A 21,628-nucleotide genomic window follows, 5' to 3' on the forward strand; every position below is an offset into this window, starting at 1 on the left:
GCGCCGATGGTACTGCATCTCGTGGGAGAGTAGGTCGCCGCCTTTTTTAAAATCCCGATTCAAATTACGAATCGGGATTTTTTTTTGTTTATAATTCTTTGGTTGTATATTGGGCTAAAGTGTGGTATTTCCCAAGATGCTTACTGTTCCTGGGACTTCTTGGTTTAAGGATTCCTCCATTATATGAGCATAAACCTTTTCTTTTTTTATTCCTTTTCATGTTAATCATTATTGCCCATTCGCAAACGATAGTAATACTCTTTTAATACTTAAAGCGTAACATGGACTCTAAAATACCAGTTATTTCACTGCGTTTTGCCCTTGAAACGGGAATTTCCTTGCCATCGCTCATAAGTACCGTTCCTCCGTCCTGTTTTAGAATGGCCTTTACGAACTGTGGATTGATTAAATGAGACTGGTGTACTCGTAAAAAGCCATAATTGCGAAGCAGTTCTTCTATTTCCTTAAGAGTTTTACAAATGAGTAGTTTTTGTTCGTTCTTAAGAAAGAAGTAGGTATAGTTATTGTCCGATTCACAGCGTGAAATATTTTTAATCTCCACAATGTGGTAGCCCACTCCTGTAGGTAGTGCTATTTTAGAAGTACTATTCGCGGAATTGTTTATATTTTTTTGCAACAATTGCCACTGTTCCATAGTGATTTTTTTGCGCCTTTTTTCCCAGTATGACAGGGCTTGAACAATACTTTTTTCTGTTATGGGCTTTAATAGGTAATTAATGGCACTATATTCAAAGGCGCGAATGGCATACTTGTCATAAGCCGTTGTAAAAATAATGTCGAAATCTATGGGTAGCATTCTATCTAACAAAGCAAATCCATTAAGATTGGGCATTTCAATGTCCAGAAATAAAAGGTCTGGGGGATTAGCTTTAATAAATTCTAAACCCTTCAAAGGATTATAAAAGGCGCCTAAAATGTCATAATCTGGATGCGCTTTTTTAATAAGATTTAGCAACACATCTACACAGTGTACTTCATCATCGATAATAATAATTTTTACCATGGCCTAATCTATATATGTTATGGTTATACGTGTACCTGAAGGGACACCATTCTCTTCAAGGTCTAAAATATTCAGTTGCATTTGGGTATGACTTATATGGTTATACAAGGTTAATCGCTCTTTTGTGATATTGGTTCCTAGAGGTTGGTGCATTTTTTTTGCTTTTCCGCTTTCCATTCGTCCAATACCATTGTCTTCAATGATAATTTTGAGCTGTTTGGAGGTGTCAAATATCACTGAAAGATTTTTTTGGGGTTTGTTGCTTGGGTGTAGGCCATGCCATATAGCGTTCTCTACAAAAGGTTGCAGCAACAATGGCGGTATGGTATATTGGGATAGTGCTTCACGGGAATTACATTGGATGTGGTAAGAAAAATTATTACCCAGCCTGCTTTTTTCTAATGAAAGATAGAGCACTAATATTTCCAGCTCTTCTTCCACGGTAATGATGTTTTTACTGCTGTTTTGCAAGATGGTTCGTAACAGTATTGAAAAATCATCCAAATAATTAATGGCAGCCTCATCTCGCGATTGCATTACCAAACTTTTAAGGGCATTAAGGCTGTTAAATATAAAATGTGGATTCATTTGAGAGCGCAATGCCAGCATTTCCATATTCCGAAGCCGTTCGGTAAACGATTTCTTAAACTGTTCCTCTTTTTGCTTTTCTATTTCTGAATAGAGTTGTATCAGTTCTTCGGTTTTTTGGTTAATTTGTTTATCCAACTCCTTGCGCATATTGCTTTCCATAATCTGGTTTTGCTGTAATTGCTCAATTAGTTTTTGGCTCGTCTTTTCTTTTTCTTTTTGAACAAGAAACATGCTTTCGCCCAAAGCTATTGAAAAACAAAGCACTTCGCCCAATAACCCAGCCATAAAGATGATGTTTTGGGAATGCCAAAAATTAAAAATACCATTTGGCACTAGGTGTAAGCCGTTGTAGTAAACAATGGATGAAAGAACGGAACCTACAAAAAAGAGACTCTGTCCGACAACAAAATATTTTAACAATGGATGTTTTACTTTGTAAATTATCCAACCAAACAAGAACAGATTAAATGGTAAAACAACAATACGAATAATGATGGATGCCATCCTTCTGACGTCCGAGTTGAAGTGAAAAACATTAAATCCAAACCACAATAGGGCATATCCAAAGCATACAATAGCCAGTATTTTTAAAGCTTTGGCAAGTTTAAGGCTAAAGGTTTTTAAAGAAAGCAAATACAGTATAAAGTATATATAAAAACCAATGAAGATAAATTGCACTGATTCTGCAATCAGGTATGAAAAATGGGGAAAATGTTGAGCCAGGTTTACTATAGTTGCAGGTGTGCTCTGTAAAACCAGAAATGCATAAACAATTTGAAAAAACAGATACATAAAGTAATAGTAATAGACTTGTTTTTTTAAACGAAAGCAAAACACTAATGTAAATAGGGCAATACAGCAAAGCGAAACCAAATAGACATAGATAAAGGCTACAGGCGGCGAATGTGCTCGTTTAACAGTGTCCATAAACTCCAAATACCCAAGTTTTGAAAACAAAATGGGCGCAGTATAATTTTTTTTATCGCTATGAGAACTCAATTTTATATAACATTGCGCTTGTTGAAATGCTGCAAGTGTGAGTTCTGTAAAATAATACGATTTCGGTTCAGATCGTTGGTTTACTGGTCTGAAGTACCCATTTTTGTAATGTTCGTAACCATTTTCTTGTTCCAAATAAATGTCCACGTAATAACCACCGTAAAAAAGATAAGTTGTGAGACTATCTTGAGAGGTGTTTTTTATTTCGAAATTAATCCATACTGCCGTTTCGCTATTTACAGCGAAAGTAGAATCGTAAGCCTTCCAGTTATTGGAGCCTAAAATAGTTTTGAAAGCAACATTACTATTGGTTTTAAGCGCTTTTACTTCTGGATGGTTTATGAGATCTAATTTTATAGCAACAGTATCAGCATTTATCTGCCCAGATATAGCAAGACAGTTGAAAATGAAAAAAATACCAATGATTACCGCTTTTTTCATGTATTAGTAATTATTCTTTCCTGGGATGTTTGTAACACCCAAATTAACATTTTGCTTAACACTTAAAACGCAATGAAGGGTCATTTTCATTTTTTCGTATTCTAAATCTAAAACCAATATTATCTTAACCTTCAATACCTTACAATATAAAAAATGATTTCTACTCCTTTATACAAAATTTAGAATTTGGTTGCCTGAATTTAGAATTTGGTTAACTAAAGCTTCTTTTTCCAAATTCTAAATGGAATCTGCCAAATTCTAAATACGTGTTTTTAAAACAACTGTTGCTAGTTAGATTTGGCATATACCATAAAATCCTAGCCATTATGAAAACAAAAGCTCTATTTCTTATCCCAATCGCTACCTTATTGTTATTAGTTACAGGATGCGATGCAGATAACAACGATGTAATACCCAATCCAGTTTATGACGTGTATGCAGTTGGTGCAGAAGTGATTAATGGTGTTAATGTTGCTAAACTTTGGAAAAATGGAGTGTCTCAAGACCTAACTGATGGAACAAACAAGGCAATAGGCTATTCCGTATTTGTTTCCGGAAATGATGTGTATGTTGCAGGTGCTGAAGACAATGGTTCAATCTGGGTTGCCAAACTCTGGAAAAACGGTATAGCTCAAGACCTATCCGATGGAACCAGGAATGCCACAGCGCGTTCTGTCTATGTTTCTGGTAATGATGTTTATGTTGCTGGTCGGGAACGCAGTGCTTCTACCTCTCAATGGGTTGCCAAACTATGGAAAAACGGCATGCCCCAAGATTTAACTGATGGGTCCAATCAAGCTGAATCCCATTCAGTTTTCGTTTCTGGCAATGATGTTTATGTAGTTGGACAGGAGCGAATTAATTCTACAGATGTTGCCAAACTCTGGAAAAACGGTGTGGCTCAAAACTTAACCGACGGGATAAACCATGCCAAAGCCCAGTCTGTTTATGTTTCCGGAAACGATGTGTATGTAGTTGGACGTGAATATAATGGTTCTGTTCATGTGGCCAAACTTTGGCGAAACGGAATATCTCAAGACCTAACCGATGGCGCAAACAATGCTGAAGCGCTTTCTGTGTTTGTTTCTGGTGACGATGAGTATGTGGTTGTGAACGAATATATCAATAATCATCACAGGGCAAGACTATGGAAAAACGGAGAAATAGTTCAAAACTTATCGGGCTTTCCATCTAGAGCCATGTCGGTTTATGTGTCAGAAAACGACGTGTATGTAGTCGGGGAAGAATCTGATGGTTTTTCCACTTTTAAGGCTATGCTCTGGAAAAATGGCGTACCAGAAATACTTTCTTCTTCCTCAATATCAGCCAGCTGTCAGGCAGTATTTGTAGTACAATCGAATTGATAGCGTTTTAAGTATAAAAAGTGAATAGCGAAAACGAGAATTTTAAATTTAAAAATCTAAAAAGATGGTCATGGAAAAAATAAAACACATCATACTCTTGCTTTTGGCAGTTTTCGCCTTTGTGCCAACCGCCGAAGCTCAATTTTTAAAGAAACTCAAGAAAAGGGTTGAAGAGAAGGTAGAACAGACGGTTGTTGAGAAAACTGCCAAAAAAGCCTCCGATAATGCGTCCAATTCTTTAGACAAAATTTTTGATGTCAATCTTAATAGTTCGCCATCAAAGGGTAAAAAGGTAGATGCCAAAAATGTTCCCGATTCTTATCAATTTTCATATAGGTACCAATTAAAAATGACCACCTCTAGCGGCGATATGGACATCGATTATTTTCTCCAGCCAGAAGCCACATATATGGGTATGAAAATGAATGCAGGTGTCCCTTTTTTTATGGTTATAGATGATGATCTAAATACCACCTATATGTTCATGGAAAGCGGCGGCAACAAAGTGGTAACGGCAACCTCTTTAGATATGAACGAAGACCTAGAGGATATTGACGACATAAAAGCGCCATCGTTAGAGAATTTAACCATAACAGACCTTCCCAATAAAACAATTTTAGGTTACGATTGTATAGGTAAAAAGTTTGAAAATGATGCCTATACATTTGTATCCTATTTTACGGTAAATGCTCCTGTAAGTTTAGATCACCTATTCAAATCTGAAATGGACCGGTATCCCGACCCCATTAAAAACCAGTTTAAAGAGTACGAGGGTGCACTGTTAATGTACATGGAAATGATTGATAAAACGAACAAGGGCAAGAAAAATACGTCTGGAACTATGACGTGTGTGGCCATTGAAGCTGTAGACTATAAGTTTAGCACCAAAGATTATTTAAAACTATAAAATACAATTTACTGTATGAAATCTTTTATCTATCCCATTGTTTTTATGCTCAGTATGTTTGGTTCTACCACTTTGGGGCAATCACTTTCGGGCAATCTTATTGTGGAAGGTTGGGGTAAAACCACCACATTAAAATTACAGGAACCAGTAGCTCTGTTCAAAAACTTTAGGGATGGCAAGCACAAAATCCTGTTCCGATTTAAGAATAATTCGGGAAACGAGGATTTAGTGCTCTTTCAAATGAAAACTACCATTACTTATAATGGAAAAGTTGTAGGGAGTAGCAGCCGTAACGATTGGCCATGGTTACCGGGTGATATGTATGTTCCCGTGGAAGCTTTCGATTTTATTCCGTTGCTTCAAAAAACAACCATTAAAAACAAAGGCAAACTCGCTCCAGGAAATTATGAAATACAACTGGAAATGAAACCAGTAAAGATAAATTCAGAATCCATAAATACCACGCTTTCGTTTAAGGTTGATTGATTTCTAGAATAAATTAAAACATGACAAATATGAAAACAACACTACACAATTTTACATTTTTTATAGTTTTAACACTATGCACTATACCATTGTCCATTGCACAAAGTTGGGAATATGTGGGTACGCCAGGGTTTTCAACTGGAGTTTCGACTTATTCTTCGATGGCTCTTAATAGTGCCGACGAGCCTTATGTCGCTTTTCGTGGTGGAAGTGGTAATTTTGCACATATTGAAGTCATGAAGTTCGATGGAACCGATTGGATAGGTGTTGGGCAACCAGATTTCTCGGCACAAATGGTTTCGGATATCTCTTTGGTATTCAGTAATACGGATGAGCCTTATGTGAGCTATACAGACCATGGGAATGATTTCAAGGCTACCGTTATGAAATTTGACGGAACCAATTGGGTTAATGTTGGTATTCCCGGTTTTTCAACAAGTGGTACACAATTTACCTCATTGGCGTTTAGCAATAGTGGTGAACCATATATAGCTTTTGCCGATGCCTCATTTTCACAAAAAGCAACCGTAATGAAATTTAATGGCACTGATTGGGTATATGTTGGATCACCAGGTTTCTCTGCTGGTAAGGCCGACTTTATTTCATTTAAGTTTAGCAGCAATGATGTACCACACATTTCTTATAAAGATTTTGGCAATTCAGAAAAGGCAACAGTGATGAAGTTTGATGGTACCAATTGGGTAGATGTGGGAACACCAGGCTTTTCAACAGGAAAAGCGTGGAACACTTCTCTAGCATTTAGTAGTAATAACGAGCCGTATGTGGCTTTTTATGATTTTATTGAAGATAGCTCCGTTATGAAGTTTGATGGCACCAATTGGGTAAACGTGGGATTATCAGGTTATTCGGGTGGTGGTCAAGATTATATTTCCATGGCACTAAACTCTAACGACGAACCTTATGTAGCCTATTCGGATGGTAGTTATCTTTATTGGGGATCCGTTAAAAAATTTAACGGCAGTAGCTGGGAAACAGTCGGAAACCAAGGTTTTTCCAATGAACAAATATACTACACTTCTTTGGTATTTAACAGTAATAATGAACCAATTGTAGCATTTACTGATACTGGCTACGGTTTCGAATTGTCCGTTATGAAATTTACAAACACTTTGAGTGTTCAAGACAACGAAGTTTTAAGGGTTTCTTTATATCCCAACCCAGCCAACGATTTGGTAACCTTATCAAATTTACCAAATGGCGAAACGGACATAAAAGTTTTTGACATTACGGGAAAAGAAGTGTTTTCAACAAACACCAAAAAAGACATAGAAACCATTAACACAACCAATTTTACCAACGGCATCTACATGGTACGCATTGCCCACAAGGATAAAATAACCTATAAAAAATTGGTTGTCAGTAATTAAGTTTAAGGCCGTCATCCTTGGGTGTAAAACACGAACAACGAAGCACTTTTCACAAATGATAACCAACCATTGAAAATGTTTCGTTTTTGACTGCTTTTAGGTTTACAATAACAAGTCTACAAACATTAAAAAACATACAATGAAACAGCAATTATTTACATTTCTTGGTCTACTTCTATGTATTTTAGGGCATACACAAACCCATACTGGAAAGCTTGAAAACCCGTTAAAGAACATGCCCGAAATGGACATAGTACTTTGGCCTATGGGGATGGACAGCGCTGTAACCATTGGGAAATTAAGCGCCAATGGTACTTTGGAATTCAATTTTCCGGAAAAAGAAGCCTTTCAATCTGCCGATACGGAAAAACAAATGGTAGCGGACGCTTTTAAATACGCACTCCGTTTTAATTGCATTGGGCAAGACGAACCCGAGTATCCAAAGGTTATGGCTACCAGTATAAGCCCCATTACACTGTGGCACAAAAACCGTTATGTAGGCGTATTGTTTCCAGTTACCGATGAGCGGTTGATGCATTGGATGGAAGACGAAGCCTACAACAATCCCGTTGAGGGCACATTTTACGAAATGGTTTACGTTGCTGAAGCCACCACACTTAAAACCGAATGTGCTACTATATTTCAGTTTTCAGAAGAGACGGTAAACGCCAGCTATCACTATCAATTGGAACTAAAAGCAGGATTGAATGTTATTGCCTATACCATTGAAGATATTCATAAAATGAATCCGAAAATTACCTCTAATAAACCTAGTAAGGTTGTAGTTAAAAATGTTCAAGCAGAGGACGGTATTAAATGGATTGCAAAATATTTCTAAACAATAGGAAAAAAACAAAATGACTTGTATATGTTGAATTTTAAAACCAAAATCTTATGAGACCCATTTTTTTGATGCTGATTTTCATCTTGTTAGCAACGAGTTCATGCAAGCAATCTTCAAATAAGGAAAATAATGTATTTGAAGAAAAGATGGATGAACTTGAAAATTCGACTAAAGTTGGTTCTTGGCAACAAAACTTGATAACAACAGAACCATTGCAAATAGACCAACTCAAGGCTAAACTGCCTAAACAATTGGCAGGTTTGCCTTTAAGAAGTTCAGATTCGCCAGCACCGCAAACCGTTGTAGGAACCTATAGTGTAAGTACAAACCCTAATCATGAAAGCGAAAATATAACAGTTCAAATTTTGGATGGTGCCGGAAATTATGGCTTTGGGCATGTCAATGCCGTCCACAAAATGATTTCCATGGAGGTAAACAACAAAGGGGATAATTATTGGGCAAAAACCCAAGACCATCAAGGTGTTAGGATGTTATTAAAAGAAGAGCGTGTTAAAGACATCCAATTTTCGGAGTTGCAATACATCAAACAAAACCGCTATCACATAGCCTTGACTGGTAGAAGACTTGACAGTAAAAAGCTGTTGCAGGCAAAAACCGATTTAGAAAAAATCAATTTTTAATAGATTGATGCCTTAAAATGGGTTCGGTAATAAGAATGAACTGATTAGGACAATTATAAAAAACGAAATAACAAAAACAGATTCACATGAAAATAATACTACAAATTATGGTGCTTTTCCTTTTTGGAAGCACGTTCGCACAACAAGGCATTAATTATAAAGCCATTGTAAAAGACGGCTCTGGTAACGTGGTTGCTAACGATTTAATACAGGTACAGTTTACCATTTTGCAAGGTGCCACAAGTGTATATCAAGAAACCCACAGCCCAACCACCGATGCCAACGGCATTGTTATTATAAACATTGGCGAGGGCACACCCATTTCAGGCACATTCAGCACCATTGATTGGAGTGCAGACGACCATTACCTAAACGTACAGATAAATACAGGAGGTGGTCTTACCGATATGGGTACGACGCAGTTTATGGCAGTACCTTATGCCATACACGCACAAACTGCTGAAAGTGTAAGCGGTGTAACCACCTATTCTGTGGGTGACTTTGCCCATGGAGGCATTGTATTTTGGGTTGACGAAACGGGACAACATGGTCTTGTTTGTGCCAAACAAGACCAAAGCACAGGAGTAAGATGGCATGCAGGGACCAACGGCAATACTCAAGCCAGAGGAAACGGACCTTATGCTGGCAAAGCCAACACATCAATTATTATTGCTGCACAAGTTGCCATTGGCGATGATGGTAACACCTATGCAGCTCGTATTTGCAATGAATTACTAATTACAGAAAACGGTAAATACTATGGCGATTGGTATTTGCCCTCGAAATACGAACTAAACCTGATATATCAAAACATGGTAAGCATTGATACTACGGCAATAGCAAACGGAGGTAGCCTTTTAAGTTATGCCCTCTATTGGAGTTCTACCGAGAGCAGTAGTAGCGACGCATGGTATCAGGACTTCGGCGATGGCAGCCAGCTCAGCGCTGGTAAACTCAACACACTCCGGGTTCGCGCTATTCGGGCTTTTTAACTATTCAATAATTTAACCGCGAAGCGGTCGAATTTTTGAAAAAAACTATAACAGAGCCAAGCTTGTTTGGGTTAAATGTAGCCGAAACATAGACTTTATAAAACAATAAAAATTAACACATGAAACACATACTAACATTCATCATCGGCTTTGGGTGCTTATGGGCTCAAGCTCAAACCATCGAAAAATTTTCTATTGATAGTGGTGGTAACAGTACTTCAAACGGCAACATAATTGTACTTTATACTATAGGTGAAGTAAACGTACAAGAACGCAATGCAGGTAACATACTTTTATCTGAAGGCTTTATAAGTCCGGATTTTGGAGAAACTTTAAATATTGGTTATGAAGACTCTACTGGTAACCAATTGTTGTTGTACCCAAACCCTGCTAAAGATTATGTAACTATTACCAATTTGCCTCATGGCGAAATACAAATGATAGTTTTTGATATAAATGGAAAAGCAATTGTGTCAAAAACAGCAAATACCGGAACCGCAAGGATAGATACATCCAATTTTCCCAATGGCGTTTACCTTTTGCGGTTTGACCACAATGGATATATAATTCATAAGAAATTGATTGTAAACAACTAGCAGTTGTTATGTTGAAAAATGATTTTACGAGGTAACCTTAAATGGTAAAAATAATCTCGTTTCAACTGTCTCGAACAACAACTGGAAAGTTGACATGAACAAAAAAATTAAACAATTGATATGATTTACACAGTGCCTTATTGTTGTTTCCTGTCTGTTTCTGAAAAATATATAATACAGAACTGTAATTACTCACCAAGTTAGAGGTCAAAATTCAAGGTGGTTATAGCAACGGGGCTCAACTCGTACCATTCCAATCCGAGAAGTTAAGTCCGTTAGCGCCGATGGTACTGCGTATTGTAGAAGAGTAGGTCACCGTCTTTTTTTATAATTCCATTTACTTTTTGTATTTGGGATTTTTTAATCTCGTTCGTTACTATTTTTTCTTTCCAAACATACTATCCATTATGGTATTTATACCTTTAAAAGCAAAATATATAGCTGCCGTACAAACAGCTATTCCTAGCGCTAAAATGGGTATATACAGTGGTTTTTCCTGATTTGAAAAAGCTATGTAAATTAACGTAGGTCCTATAAACATGGTTAGCACGGATAAGGCCATTTTTTTTATGCCTGTAATTAATAAATCTTTATCAGTGTGTTTGGTTTTTGCTTCTTTCATAATAGGTCTGTATTGCTTTATTAACGTTTTTATGTGTTTCTAATAAGCTAATAGCTTCTTGTTGGGATATGTTTAGTTGCTCTTGCAACATTTTTACACCTCTATTTTTTAATTTTTCGTTACTTAACATCATATTAACCATCTTGTTGTCTTTTATATAGCCCAGCTGAATCATGCTAGTGGTGGTTAACATGTTTAAAACTAATTTTTGAGCGGTGCCTGCCTTCATTCTGGAGCTTCCAGTTATAAATTCGGGTCCTACTATTACCTCTATTGGGTATTTTGAAATACGCGAAATAGGGCTATTTTTATTACATGTAATACTGGCGGTTGTAATTTGCGATTCGTTACATTTTTTAAGAGCGCTAAAAACATAAGGTGTCGTTCCAGATGCGGCAATACCTACTACCATATCTTTTGAAGTTATGTTGTGAGCCATTAAATCCTCCCAACCTGTGTTAGTGGAATCTTCGGCGTTTTCAACAGCATGTTTGAGAGCCTTATCGCCTCCTGCAATAATACCAATTACTAGGTTTGGAGATACGCCAAACGTAGGTGGGCATTCCGAGGCATCTAGTACCCCTAAACGGCCACTTGTTCCGGCGCCTATATAAAACAGTCTGCCGCCATTTTTTATTTTTTCAACAATTTTAATAACTAAACTTTCAATTTGAGGCAGTGCTTTTTCAATCGCTTTTGGTACGCTATTATCTTCCTTGTTTATATTTTTAAGAATATCGGCAACCGGCATATTTTCCAAATTGGAATAATGTGAGTCTTGTTCCGTTGTTTTGTGAAATGATTTATTAGGTTTCATTATTGCAGGTAATCAAGGTTTTATGGTTGCATTATAGTGTAGTTAATTTGAGCCACTTCAGACAGTCGAAAGTACCCTAAAGGATAATTTTCTGGATTGGTATTGTTTATACAGTTTCCGCGCACGGTAGCTGGTTGTGTTTCAAATGGACCACCACCATTATTACCTGTTTGTTGCAACAAAATAAACATGTATTCATAAAAGCGTTCCGATACACCATGGTTACGTATTGTAACAGATTCACCTGGTGTGAGGTCTTCCTCTACATAATAGCCAAATATTTGGTTGCCATTAACAAATTCGTCCTCTAAAACAGACAGTGTTTTGGTAACGGGAATGCTTGGTATAAATTCGAAAAAGTAATAATTTGTTGTTGCTCCTGGGTCTGTAAAATAGGCCTTAATTTCCGTTTCTTCGCCTGAAAACCCACCTTCCAATTTTTGCTCAATATAATCGAAATCTGGCACCGATGTCAATATTTCTGTTGCCGTATAGGTTTCATTATTATAAATTACTGTTAGCGTATACACCTCGTTTATAACGGGTATAAAGTTGGTGTTTAAGTATGTGCCGCTAGCACCGTCCTCAATAAAAGAGAATATAGTACTATTCTGGTTGGTTATAAAAACTTCAGCATCGTTTGCAGGTGGGATGGTGGTATCAAAATAAGGAGCTGTTAGTGATAATTTAATTTGTTGTTCATTACCACTAGTACCTTTTATCCAATTTATAGACGCATCTATAACTAATTTTGGTTCGGATGTGGGAACATTTACATCTATAACATCTTCACAACTAATAAGTAAAAGTCCTGTAATTATTAAAAGAATTCGATTTTTCATGAATTTAAAATTTAAAATTATAGGTTATAGATGGTACAATACCAAAAATAGATAATCTCGTAGCTTCATTTACCCCTGTATCTCTGTTTTCTGAAAATGTAATACTTGCCGCATTGGAGCGGTTATAAACATTGTAAATACCAAATACCCACTCGCTTTGCCAGCCTTCTTTTTTATCGGGTTTAGGCGTATAGGTTGCTGAAATATCTAATCGGTTGTAGGCCGGAAGTCGGAATTCATTTCGTAAACCGTAGTTTGGTATTTTAATGCCATTGTATTCGTATTGTGCATTTGGATAGGTTACTGGTTGGCCTGTTTGAAACAAAAAGTTCGCATTAAAACGCCATTTTTTGTTGTATTTATAGCTGGACGTAATAGATATATCGTGTGTTTTGTTGTAAGCCGTTTTGTACCATTCGCCGTTATTTATACCGGGGTCTGCAGAAGTAATTCCGGGTGTACGTTGTTCGGAATTGGATAATGTATATGAAAGCCATCCGGTAAGTTTACCTGTATTTTTTCGAAACAAAACCTCTAATCCGTACGCTTTGGCTTCACCATTCAAAATTACTTGCTCTATAGCATCGTTGGCAATTAAGTTGGCACCATCCACATAATCTATTCTATTTTTTACAGTTTTATAAAATGTTTCTACTTCAAGGGAGTAAGTATCGTTATTAAAGTTCTTAAAATATCCAAGCGCTACCTGATCTAGTAACTGCGGTTTTGTATAGCGGCCGCTGGGTGTCCAAATATCCAAAGGAGTGGGGGAACTGGTATTGGATAGTAAGTGCAAATATTGGGTAAGTCTGTTATAACTAGCTTTAACAGAGGACTGACTATTAATTTGGTAGGCAAGGGCTAATCGAGGCTCTAAATTTCCAAAACTTTTCATAACCTTTCCGCGTTTAAAGTTTTCTACGCCAATGGGCTTTGCTTTTTCATAAATTTGTAACTCGGAATTAAATACAACAGGCCTATTATTAGCGTATATATTTAGTTCGTCCTGACCTAATCGTAAAAAAGTACTATATCGCAAGCCATAGGATAGCTGTACTTTATTGGACAACTTTTGTTCCACATCTATATAAAAAGCATTTTCAAAAGCATATTTGTCAATTAATTTATCGGGGTTAATTCCAGAATCATCGGACGATGGTTTTATTTCGCCTGGATTAAATTTATGATAAATACTATTTAGGCCGTATTGCAAGGTAAAATTGTTGTTAAGGTAATGTTTAAAATCGTATTTAATATTAAAGTTTTGAATACCTGAATCCCAATTAAAACCTATGAAATTGAGGTTTAGTCCATAATAATAATCGGAGTAAATAAGCGATAAATTTGAAAACAGTTTGTTGCTAAACAAATGATTCCATCTAAAATTTAAAATAGTATTGCCATAGGTGTTTTTGAAACTATCGTTAAAACTTAACACATCGCGTCCAAAATAGCCCGATAAATAAATGTTGTTATTTTGGTTTAACTTATAACTTATTTTTGTGTTTAGGTCGTAAAAATAGGCACTGTTATCCAAATCGAATAGCGGTAAAAATAAATGCGCATAAGTTGCTCTTCCTCCCAATAAAAAGGAACCATTTCCTTTGTTTATTGGGCCTTCAGCCAATAATCTGCTAGAAATTAAACCAATACCACCATTCATTTTAAACGCATTTTTATTACCTTCTTTTTGGTAAATGTCTAAAACCGAAGAAACTCTGCCACCATATCGTGCAGGAATACCACCTTTGTAAAGCTTTAAATCTTTAATAGCATCCGGATTGAATACGGAGAAAAATCCAAATAAATGCGATGAATTATAGATAGTTGCCTCGTCCAACAGTATTAAATTTTGGTCGGCTGCGCCACCACGAACATTAAAGCCAGAAGCGCCCTCGCCAGCGGTAGTTACACCGGGTAATAAGCTAATAGACTTAATAACGTCTGCTTCACCAAAAACCACAGGAATTTCTTTAATGGTGTTTGCCGATAGGGCATTGAGGCTCATTTGTGGTTTTCGAATATTAAGTTTTTCAACGTTTTCTGTAATAACGACTTCATTTAAACTTTGAACAGATTCTGATAACAGAAAGTTTTTTGTGGTATCTGTTGTTAAGTTAATGGTATCGGATATTTGTGTATAGCCCAAATAGCTAATTACAATGGCATACGTTCCTTTTGGCAGGGTAATGGAATAAAAGCCATATTCATTGGTTGTTGCACCAGATTTTAATTCGGGGAATAGGATATTGACCCCAATTAAGGTTTCACTGCTTTCGGAATCGGAAATAATACCTTTTAAGGTAACTTTGTCTTGAGATAAACTAGTTTGTATACCACCAACAAGAAGTAGTACCAATCCGATTATACGGAATTTCATAAGCCAATTTTTATTAAAAATATAAAAAAAGCTCCTAGTAAAGGAGCTTTTAACATAATCTTATTTTAAGTTATAAGGTGTTTAATATCTTATTTAAGGTATTGCTTGGGCGCATAACATGCGCTGTTAATTTACTGTCTGGCGCATAGTAGCCACCAATGTCTGCTGGTTTTCCTTGAACCTCGGTTAATTCCTTCATAATGGTTTCTTCTTCGGCAGTAAATAACAGTGCTATTTTTTCGAAAGTTGCTTTCAAATCGCTGTTTTTAGATTGTTTAGCCAAAGCTTCAGCCCAGTATTTTGCTAGGTAAAAGTGACTGCCTCTGTTGTCTATTTCGCCAACTTTTCGGGATGGTGATTGGTTGTTGTCTAGAAGTTTTTCTGTAGCCTCATCCAATGCTTCTGCTAAAATAGCCGCTTTTTCATTTTGGGTTACCGTTGCTAAATGCTCTAGGGAAACCGCCAGAGCTAAAAATTCGCCAAGTGAGTCCCAACGTAGGTGGTTTTCTTGCACTAGCTGTTCTACGTGTTTTGGAGCCGAACCTCCTGCACCGGTTTCGAATAAGCCACCACCGTTCATTAAAGGAACAATAGAAAGCATTTTAGCGCTGGTTCCTAACTCTAAAATAGGAAACAAATCGGTTAAATAATCGCGTAATACATTTCCAGAAACGGAGATGGTATCTTTACCAGCCTTAACGCGTTCTAGTGTGAATTTAGTGGCTTCAATTGGCGATAAAATACGAATATCTAAATCTGTAGTGTCGTGATCTTTTAAATATACGGTTACTTTTTTAATTAATTCTTGGTCGTGTGCACGGTTTTTGTCCAACCAAAATACAGCTGGCGTTTGTGATGCTCTAGCACGGTTAACGGCTAGTTTTACCCAATCTTGAATTGGCGCATCTTTTACTTGGCACATTCTCCATATGTCGCCCGTCTCTACAGCGTGTTCTATTAATACATGGCCATTGGCATCTGCTACGGTTACAGTACCGTTTTTACTTATTTCGAAAGTTTTATCATGCGAGCCATATTCTTCTGCTTTTTGTGCCATTAGGCCAACATTTGGAACAGTACCCATGGTAACCGGATCAAATGCGCCATGCTCCTTACAAAAATCTATGGTTGCTGCGTAAATACCAGCATAGCTGCTATCTGGTATTACGGCTTTTGTATCTTGTAGTTCGCCATTTTTATTCCACATTTTTCCAGATGTCCGAATCATTGCTGGCATAGAAGCATCAATAATTACATCGCTTGGCACATGCAAGTTGGTAATACCTTTATCGCTGTTTACCATGGCTAAATCTGGGCGATTTTCCATAACTGTTTTAATATCCGCTTCAATTGCTTCACGTTTATCGGCTGGTAACTCGGAAAGATTGCTTAAAAGATTTCCGAAACCATTATTAACATCAACGCCTATTTTTTCAAAATCGCTTTTATAGGTTTCAAAAAGATCTTTAAAGAATACGCGTACAGCATGACCAAAAATGATAGGGTCGCTAACTTTCATCATGGTGGCTTTCATGTGCAATGAAAAAAGAACATCCTGTTTTTTAGCATCGGAAATTTCTGACTCCAAAAAGTTTATAAGCGCTTTTTTACTCATAACACTGGCATCTATAATTTCGCCTGGAAGAAGCGGAAAGGCATTTTTAAGAAGGGTTTTGTTGCCTTCCGTGTCTGTGTGGGTAATAGTTATGCTTGTAGCATTAGTTACCGTAACAGACTTTTCGGTGTGGGCAAAATCGCCTTCAGACATAGTAGCTACATGGGTTTTAGAATTTTCATGCCATACACCCATACTATGAGGATTCTTTTTGGCAAAATTTTTAACGGCTTTTGGAGCACGACGATCCGAATTTCCTTCGCGAAGTACCGGGTTTACGGCACTTCCTTTTATTTTATCGTATCTGTTTTTAATATCTTTTTCGGTATCTGTTTTAGCCGCTTCCGGATAGTCTGGAAGGGCAAAACCTTTAGCTTGTAATTCTTTTATAGCTGCGGTTAATTGCGGGATAGATGCACTAATATTTGGAAGTTTTATAATATTGGCTTCTGGTGTTTTTACCATATTGCCTAAGATGGCCAAAGCATCTTCTACGTGTTGGTCCGGCGTTAAGTATTCTGGGAAAGCTGCTAAAATTCTAGCCGCTAATGAAATATCTTTAATTTCTAAAGTAATACCAGATGGTTTTGTAAAGGCTTTAACTATAGGTAAAAAAGACGCGGTTGCCAGCGCTGGTGCTTCATCTGTTTTTGTATAAATTATGGTAGAAGAGTTTGTCATTGCTTTGATTATAATTTTGTTATGTGCATATATTTAAAAGTTCTGCAAATATATGAAATTCTATTAGGATAGCATCTGTAGAAAGAGGACTCTATTTGGAATTAATAAGGAATGAGCAGGGGGTGATTTTAGCTATTAGTTGGTGTGGTTTTTTTGTGAAGCGGTGTGTGATTAAAACAAAAGCCATATCCGAGCAAACCTATGTTTGTTTAGATATGGCTTTCTTTTGAAACGGTAATATCTGTTGTAATTGTTTCATACTCTCACTCCTTAAATAGGTGGTGAGTAAACAGACAAACAGTTTCAATTTCGAAACGATTTGCAAAAGTAGTTTTTAGCTACTTCCGTTTATAACATCTTATTTTTGCGCTTTTGTGGCATTATGTTACCAAGAGGGTACATAATTATATACTAGAACAAAACAATTTGCTGGCTGTAACTTTTATAAAACCCACATGTGCTTTAAAACGCTACTGTACATTAACACGATGTAGGTACTAAATCGTCTGATTTAGTTTACAATTAAACCGTTACAAATTACTCCTAAAAATAAGATATGTGCAAGAACGTTTCGGATAACAAATTAATAAGAATCTTAAAACAAAATAAATGAGATTTCCATTAATTTGATATTCAAATATAGGAAATTATAATAGATTTTTAAAATTAATAACATTCTGTTTTTCAACAAGTTATTAATATTGGTTATTAACATTTGTTCATAAAAAAAGCCCTGTAATTACAGGGCTTTTCAACGTTATAAACAATTAATTAACGTTTCATACTTTCTTTAATTCTAGCTTTCTTACCAGTTAAGCCTCTAAAGTAGTAAATACGTGCACGACGCACTTTACCACGTTTGTTAACTTCAATTTTTTGTAAAGCTGGCATATTTATTGGGAAAATACGCTCTACACCTACAATACCAGACATTTTTCTAATTGTAAATGTTTCAGAAGTACCTGTGCCTCTTTTTTGAATAACTACGCCTCTAAAGAACTGTGTACGTACTTTTTCACCTTCTCTAATTTCGTAGTAAACCGTAATTGTGTCTCCAGCTTTAAACTCTGGAAAATCTTTTTTTGGTACAAACTCGTCTTGTACAAATTTAATTAAAGATTCCATATTTTATATTTTTTACATTTAAATCCAAAACAACATACACGGTTCTCGCCAGAGGTTACTTTGAAATTGGGTGCAAATATAGCTATTTAATATAAATTAACAATTAATAAATTTACTTTTTAAAAGCTAGTTTTATGTTTTTAGGAGTCTAGTAGGTCTGGACGCCTTGCTTTGGTTCGTTGGTAGGCCTGTTCTTCTCGCCATTTTTCTATTTCTGGAAAATTACCACTAAATAATAATTCGGGCACTTTCCATCCTTTATAGTCACGTGGACGCGTGTAAATAGGTGGCGCCAGTAAATTGTCTTGAAAAGAATCTGTAAGGGCAGAGGTTTCATTGCCCAAAACACCAGGTATTAATCTTATTATGGCATCGCATAATACGGCTGCTCCTAATTCACCTCCGGACAAAACATAGTCGCCAATAGAAATTTCTCGTGTTATAAGTTTATCGCGAACGCGTTGGTCAACGCCTTTATAATGGCCACAAAGAATTATAATATTTTTTTTTAACGATAAGGTGTTGGCAATACCCTGGTTTAAGGTTTCGCCATCGGGTGTCATATATATAACTTCGTCGTAATGCCGTTGGGCCTTTAAGCTGCTAATACATTTATCAATTGGTTCTATCATCATAACCATACCAGCACCGCCGCCAAACTGGTAATCGTCCACGGTTTTATATTTATCGGTTGTATACTGGCGTAAATTATGGAAGTGAACAGACACCAAATTGGCATCAATAGCGCGTTTCAAAATAGAAGCCTCGAAAGGGCTTTTAAGTAACTCAGGTAAAACCGTTATAATATCTATGCGCATACTGGTATTTTTAGAGTGCAAATATATCGATTTCGTGGCGTTGTGTCTTGGTTTTTATTTCAGGTTTATGAAATATCAAAAAAAACGCATCGCTACTTGAATTTTTTAGGTTGAAAAAGGGGATTAAAATAGTTTTTACGAAGTACCTTTCTGTTTGTTAATCTCGTCTTGTAACTGGCGTCGTACTTTCTGTTCGCGCTCTAGCGCAATACGTCTGTGTTCTTCAAACTCGGCTTCTGTTTCCAAAAGGTTTTTTTGTGCCTGGCGGGTAATGGCATGACTATTTTTAAATTTGTAAACAAATAATAATAGTAAAAAGAAAAGCAAAGCAACTAGGGACCACATTACTAAATTATAATTTGGCTTTGTAAATTGTAAACCAAACATTTCCATATTATTTTTTTCGTTGGTGGTTTGCTGTAAACGCGCTATGGTGTCGTCTAAATTGGTTTGTAGTGTGTTAATTTCCGATTCGTGTTTCGTTATTTTGGCTTGTGCGTTTGCCAATTCCGAATGAATAGATTTTAAAGAATCCAGTGTATTAGCTTTAAGCGTGTAAAGCCAATTTTTTTTAACTACTTTATAATCTTGATAATTGTTGGAGCGTTGTATTACATATTCAAACTGATTGTCCAGTGTCCCATTTTCTAATGATAGTTGATCTGCTTCCGACTGATTTTGTGCTTGTAGCTGTATAATACTTAATAAGGTGATTAAAAATCCGAATTTTTTTAGAGTTTTCATTGAATGGGTTTGTAAAGATAGCTTGGCTAAAATAAGAAAATATGTTAAGTAATGGCTATAAATTCATAAAAGCCCGAATAGCTAGGGAGGTATTTTTTACTATTACGAACTAATTGGGCACAAAAAATCCCGTTTTATTAGAAACGGGATTTTAGTAAGGTTTATTGTTGTTTGCCACTAATAGTAGGTGTAGCGTCTAACTTTAGCTATATATTTTGCTAAACGAATTACTTGATAACTGTAACCATATTCGTTATCGTACCAAATGTATAAAATGGCATTTTTACCATCGGGACGTACAATGGTGGCTTTACTATCGTATATAGCAGGAGCCGAACTACCAACAATATCCGATGATACCAATTCGTCACTCAACTCATACTTTATTTGCTCTACCAAATCGCCTTCTAAAGCATACTGTTTTATTTGTTTGTTTAGAGCTTCCAGTGTGGTTTCTTTTTCTAATTCTAAATTTAAAATAGCTAGAGAGCCATTAGGTACTGGAACGCGAATAGCATTGGATGTTAATTTACCTTCAAAACTTGGTAGGGCTTTAGATACGGCACTTCCAGCTCCAGTTTCGGTGATAACCATGTTTAAGGCTGCGGCGCGACCACGGCGGTATTTTTTATGGAAATTATCTACCAAATTTTGGTCGTTTGTGTAGGCGTGTATGGTTTCTAAATGTCCACTACGTACACCAAAGGTGTCTTCCATTACTTTAAGGACCGGTGTAATGGCATTGGTGGTACACGATGCTGCCGAAAAAATATGCACAGAATCCGGATTGTGGGCTTCATGATTAACACCATGCACTATATTAGGAACACCTTTGCCTGGTGCTGTTAGTAACACTTTATCTGCCCCTTTAGATTTTAGGTGTCTGCTTAAAGCGTCATAATCTCTAAAAGCACCTGTATTATCTATAACCAAGGCGTTGTTAATGCCATATTGTGTGTAATCTATATCCTCCGGTTGGTTGGCAGATATAATGTTAACAGTGGTACCATTAATAATTAATGCGCTGTTTTTGGCATCGGCTACCACCGTTCCCGAAAATTCGCCATGCACGGAATCATTGCGCAATAAAGACGCTCTTTTTTCTAAAACGGTTTCGTTTATAGCACCACGTGTAACAATGGCGCGCAAGCGTAACTGACTACCTTTTCCAGTTTTAAACATAAGTTCGCGGGCAACTAGCCTACCAATACGACCAAAACCATACAAAACAACATCTTTTGGTTTTATACTATGTTCTTTATTCGCATCTTGTAATTTATGAGCAACAAATGCTAACGCATTACTGAATTTTTTCTCTTCTAAATGGTATTCATAGGTTAGTTTACCAATATCTAAACGAGATGGCGGTAGATCCAATGTTTGGATAGCTTGAGCTATTTCTACTGAATCGAAAATGGAAATTGGTTTTTGAACAAACTCACCGGCATATTCATGAAGGTTCAAGATTTCGCTTACATTACGGTCTATAAGCTGATTTCTGAACAAAACCAATTCAATGGATTTGTCGTACCATAAGTCGCTAATAATTTTAATAAATTCTACCGTTGCACGACGCCTGTCGGCCTGAAATGCTAATTCGCTTTCATAAGTTTCGTTAAAACTCATTGTTTACTAATTTTAGTGTGTTGTTAAATGGTTTTTATTTAGGTTGCCTAAATTATGCGGTAAAAATAGTATATTTCAATGGTTT

Annotated in this window: 19 protein-coding genes and 1 rRNA gene; 9 read left to right on the plus strand and 11 right to left on the minus strand. The window is 36.4% G+C overall.

Translation table 11 applies throughout. The features are described 5' to 3' along the window. Positions 1-262 precede the first annotated feature (262 nt). Both ACFSQP_RS09730 and ACFSQP_RS09735 read right to left on the minus strand, forming a co-directional pair. The gene (locus ACFSQP_RS09730; RefSeq protein ID WP_376893897.1) at positions 263-1,024 is read right to left on the minus strand and encodes a LytR/AlgR family response regulator transcription factor; all 762 of its coding nucleotides are present in this window, start codon (positions 1,022-1,024) and stop codon (positions 263-265) included. A gap of 3 nt (positions 1,025-1,027) precedes the next feature. After that, the gene (locus ACFSQP_RS09735; RefSeq protein ID WP_376893899.1) at positions 1,028-3,055 is read right to left on the minus strand and encodes a histidine kinase; all 2,028 of its coding nucleotides are present in this window, start codon (positions 3,053-3,055) and stop codon (positions 1,028-1,030) included. Positions 3,056-3,549: 494 nt separating this feature from the next. Between ACFSQP_RS09735 and ACFSQP_RS09740 the strand changes: the two genes are divergently transcribed. The 9 genes from ACFSQP_RS09740 to rrf all read left to right on the plus strand — a co-directional run bounded on the left by ACFSQP_RS09740 (position 3,550) and on the right by rrf (position 10,597). Next, positions 3,550-4,419, plus strand: coding sequence for a hypothetical protein (locus ACFSQP_RS09740; protein WP_376893900.1), 870 nt, complete (start codon positions 3,550-3,552; stop codon positions 4,417-4,419). Positions 4,420-4,489: 70 nt separating this feature from the next. Beyond that, a complete protein-coding gene (locus ACFSQP_RS09745; protein WP_376893902.1) occupies positions 4,490-5,326 on the plus strand; it encodes a DUF4412 domain-containing protein in 837 nt (278 codons plus the stop codon). Positions 5,327-5,341: 15 nt separating this feature from the next. Further along, positions 5,342-5,812: a hypothetical protein gene (locus tag ACFSQP_RS09750; RefSeq protein ID WP_376893904.1), complete on the plus strand. Its 471-nt coding sequence runs from the start codon at positions 5,342-5,344 to the stop codon at positions 5,810-5,812. Between the two features lie 29 nt (positions 5,813-5,841). Continuing rightward, positions 5,842-7,200, plus strand: coding sequence for a T9SS type A sorting domain-containing protein (locus tag ACFSQP_RS09755; RefSeq protein ID WP_376893906.1), 1,359 nt, complete (start codon positions 5,842-5,844; stop codon positions 7,198-7,200). A 139-nt stretch (positions 7,201-7,339) separates the two neighbouring features. Continuing rightward, the gene (locus ACFSQP_RS09760) at positions 7,340-8,038 is read left to right on the plus strand and encodes a hypothetical protein (protein WP_376893908.1); all 699 of its coding nucleotides are present in this window, start codon (positions 7,340-7,342) and stop codon (positions 8,036-8,038) included. A 56-nt stretch (positions 8,039-8,094) separates the two neighbouring features. Beyond that, on the plus strand, positions 8,095-8,685 hold the full coding sequence (locus tag ACFSQP_RS09765) for a hypothetical protein (RefSeq protein WP_376893909.1): 591 nt from the start codon (positions 8,095-8,097) through the stop codon (positions 8,683-8,685). A gap of 86 nt (positions 8,686-8,771) precedes the next feature. After that, on the plus strand, positions 8,772-9,677 hold the full coding sequence (locus ACFSQP_RS09770) for an Lcl domain-containing protein (protein WP_376893911.1): 906 nt from the start codon (positions 8,772-8,774) through the stop codon (positions 9,675-9,677). A 119-nt stretch (positions 9,678-9,796) separates the two neighbouring features. Next, positions 9,797-10,273 (plus strand): T9SS type A sorting domain-containing protein, encoded by a 477-nt coding sequence (locus tag ACFSQP_RS09775; protein WP_376893913.1) that lies wholly within the window; start codon positions 9,797-9,799, stop codon positions 10,271-10,273. Positions 10,274-10,488: 215 nt separating this feature from the next. After that, positions 10,489-10,597: ribosomal RNA gene (gene rrf / locus ACFSQP_RS09780) — 5S ribosomal RNA — on the plus strand. A 52-nt stretch (positions 10,598-10,649) separates the two neighbouring features. Here the strand turns inward: rrf and ACFSQP_RS09785 are convergent. The 9 genes from ACFSQP_RS09785 to ACFSQP_RS09825 all read right to left on the minus strand — a co-directional run bounded on the left by ACFSQP_RS09785 (position 10,650) and on the right by ACFSQP_RS09825 (position 21,543). Then, complete coding sequence (locus tag ACFSQP_RS09785) at positions 10,650-10,895, minus strand: DUF6095 family protein (RefSeq protein ID WP_376893915.1); 246 nt, start codon at positions 10,893-10,895, stop codon at positions 10,650-10,652. Continuing rightward, complete coding sequence (murQ, locus tag ACFSQP_RS09790) at positions 10,867-11,712, minus strand: N-acetylmuramic acid 6-phosphate etherase (protein WP_376893917.1); 846 nt, start codon at positions 11,710-11,712, stop codon at positions 10,867-10,869. Before murQ ends, ACFSQP_RS09785 begins: the two co-directional genes overlap by 29 nt. Positions 11,713-11,732: 20 nt before the next feature. Then, positions 11,733-12,554, minus strand: a complete 822-nt coding sequence (locus ACFSQP_RS09795; protein WP_376893918.1) for a DUF4249 domain-containing protein — start codon at positions 12,552-12,554, stop codon at positions 11,733-11,735. 4 nt (positions 12,555-12,558) lie between these two features. Then, positions 12,559-14,934: a TonB-dependent receptor gene (locus tag ACFSQP_RS09800; RefSeq protein WP_376893920.1), complete on the minus strand. Its 2,376-nt coding sequence runs from the start codon at positions 14,932-14,934 to the stop codon at positions 12,559-12,561. Positions 14,935-15,004: 70 nt separating this feature from the next. After that, entirely contained in the window at positions 15,005-17,230 is a 2,226-nt protein-coding gene (locus ACFSQP_RS09805) for an NADP-dependent isocitrate dehydrogenase (protein ID WP_376893922.1), read from the minus strand. Positions 17,231-18,001: 771 nt separating this feature from the next. After that, on the minus strand, positions 18,002-18,355 hold the full coding sequence (gene rplS, locus ACFSQP_RS09810) for a 50S ribosomal protein L19 (RefSeq protein WP_376893924.1): 354 nt from the start codon (positions 18,353-18,355) through the stop codon (positions 18,002-18,004). 140 nt (positions 18,356-18,495) lie between these two features. Next, positions 18,496-19,173, minus strand: coding sequence for a tRNA (guanosine(37)-N1)-methyltransferase TrmD (gene trmD / locus ACFSQP_RS09815; RefSeq protein ID WP_376893926.1), 678 nt, complete (start codon positions 19,171-19,173; stop codon positions 18,496-18,498). A gap of 135 nt (positions 19,174-19,308) precedes the next feature. Continuing rightward, complete coding sequence (locus tag ACFSQP_RS09820; protein ID WP_376893928.1) at positions 19,309-19,917, minus strand: tRNA (guanine-N1)-methyltransferase; 609 nt, start codon at positions 19,915-19,917, stop codon at positions 19,309-19,311. Between the two features lie 177 nt (positions 19,918-20,094). Then, entirely contained in the window at positions 20,095-21,543 is a 1,449-nt protein-coding gene (locus tag ACFSQP_RS09825) for a glyceraldehyde-3-phosphate dehydrogenase (protein WP_376893930.1), read from the minus strand. Positions 21,544-21,628: the final 85 nt, after the last annotated feature.

Source organism: Bizionia sediminis (genome assembly GCF_042684585.1).
GTDB lineage: Bacteria > Bacteroidota > Bacteroidia > Flavobacteriales > Flavobacteriaceae > Algorimicrobium > Algorimicrobium sediminis.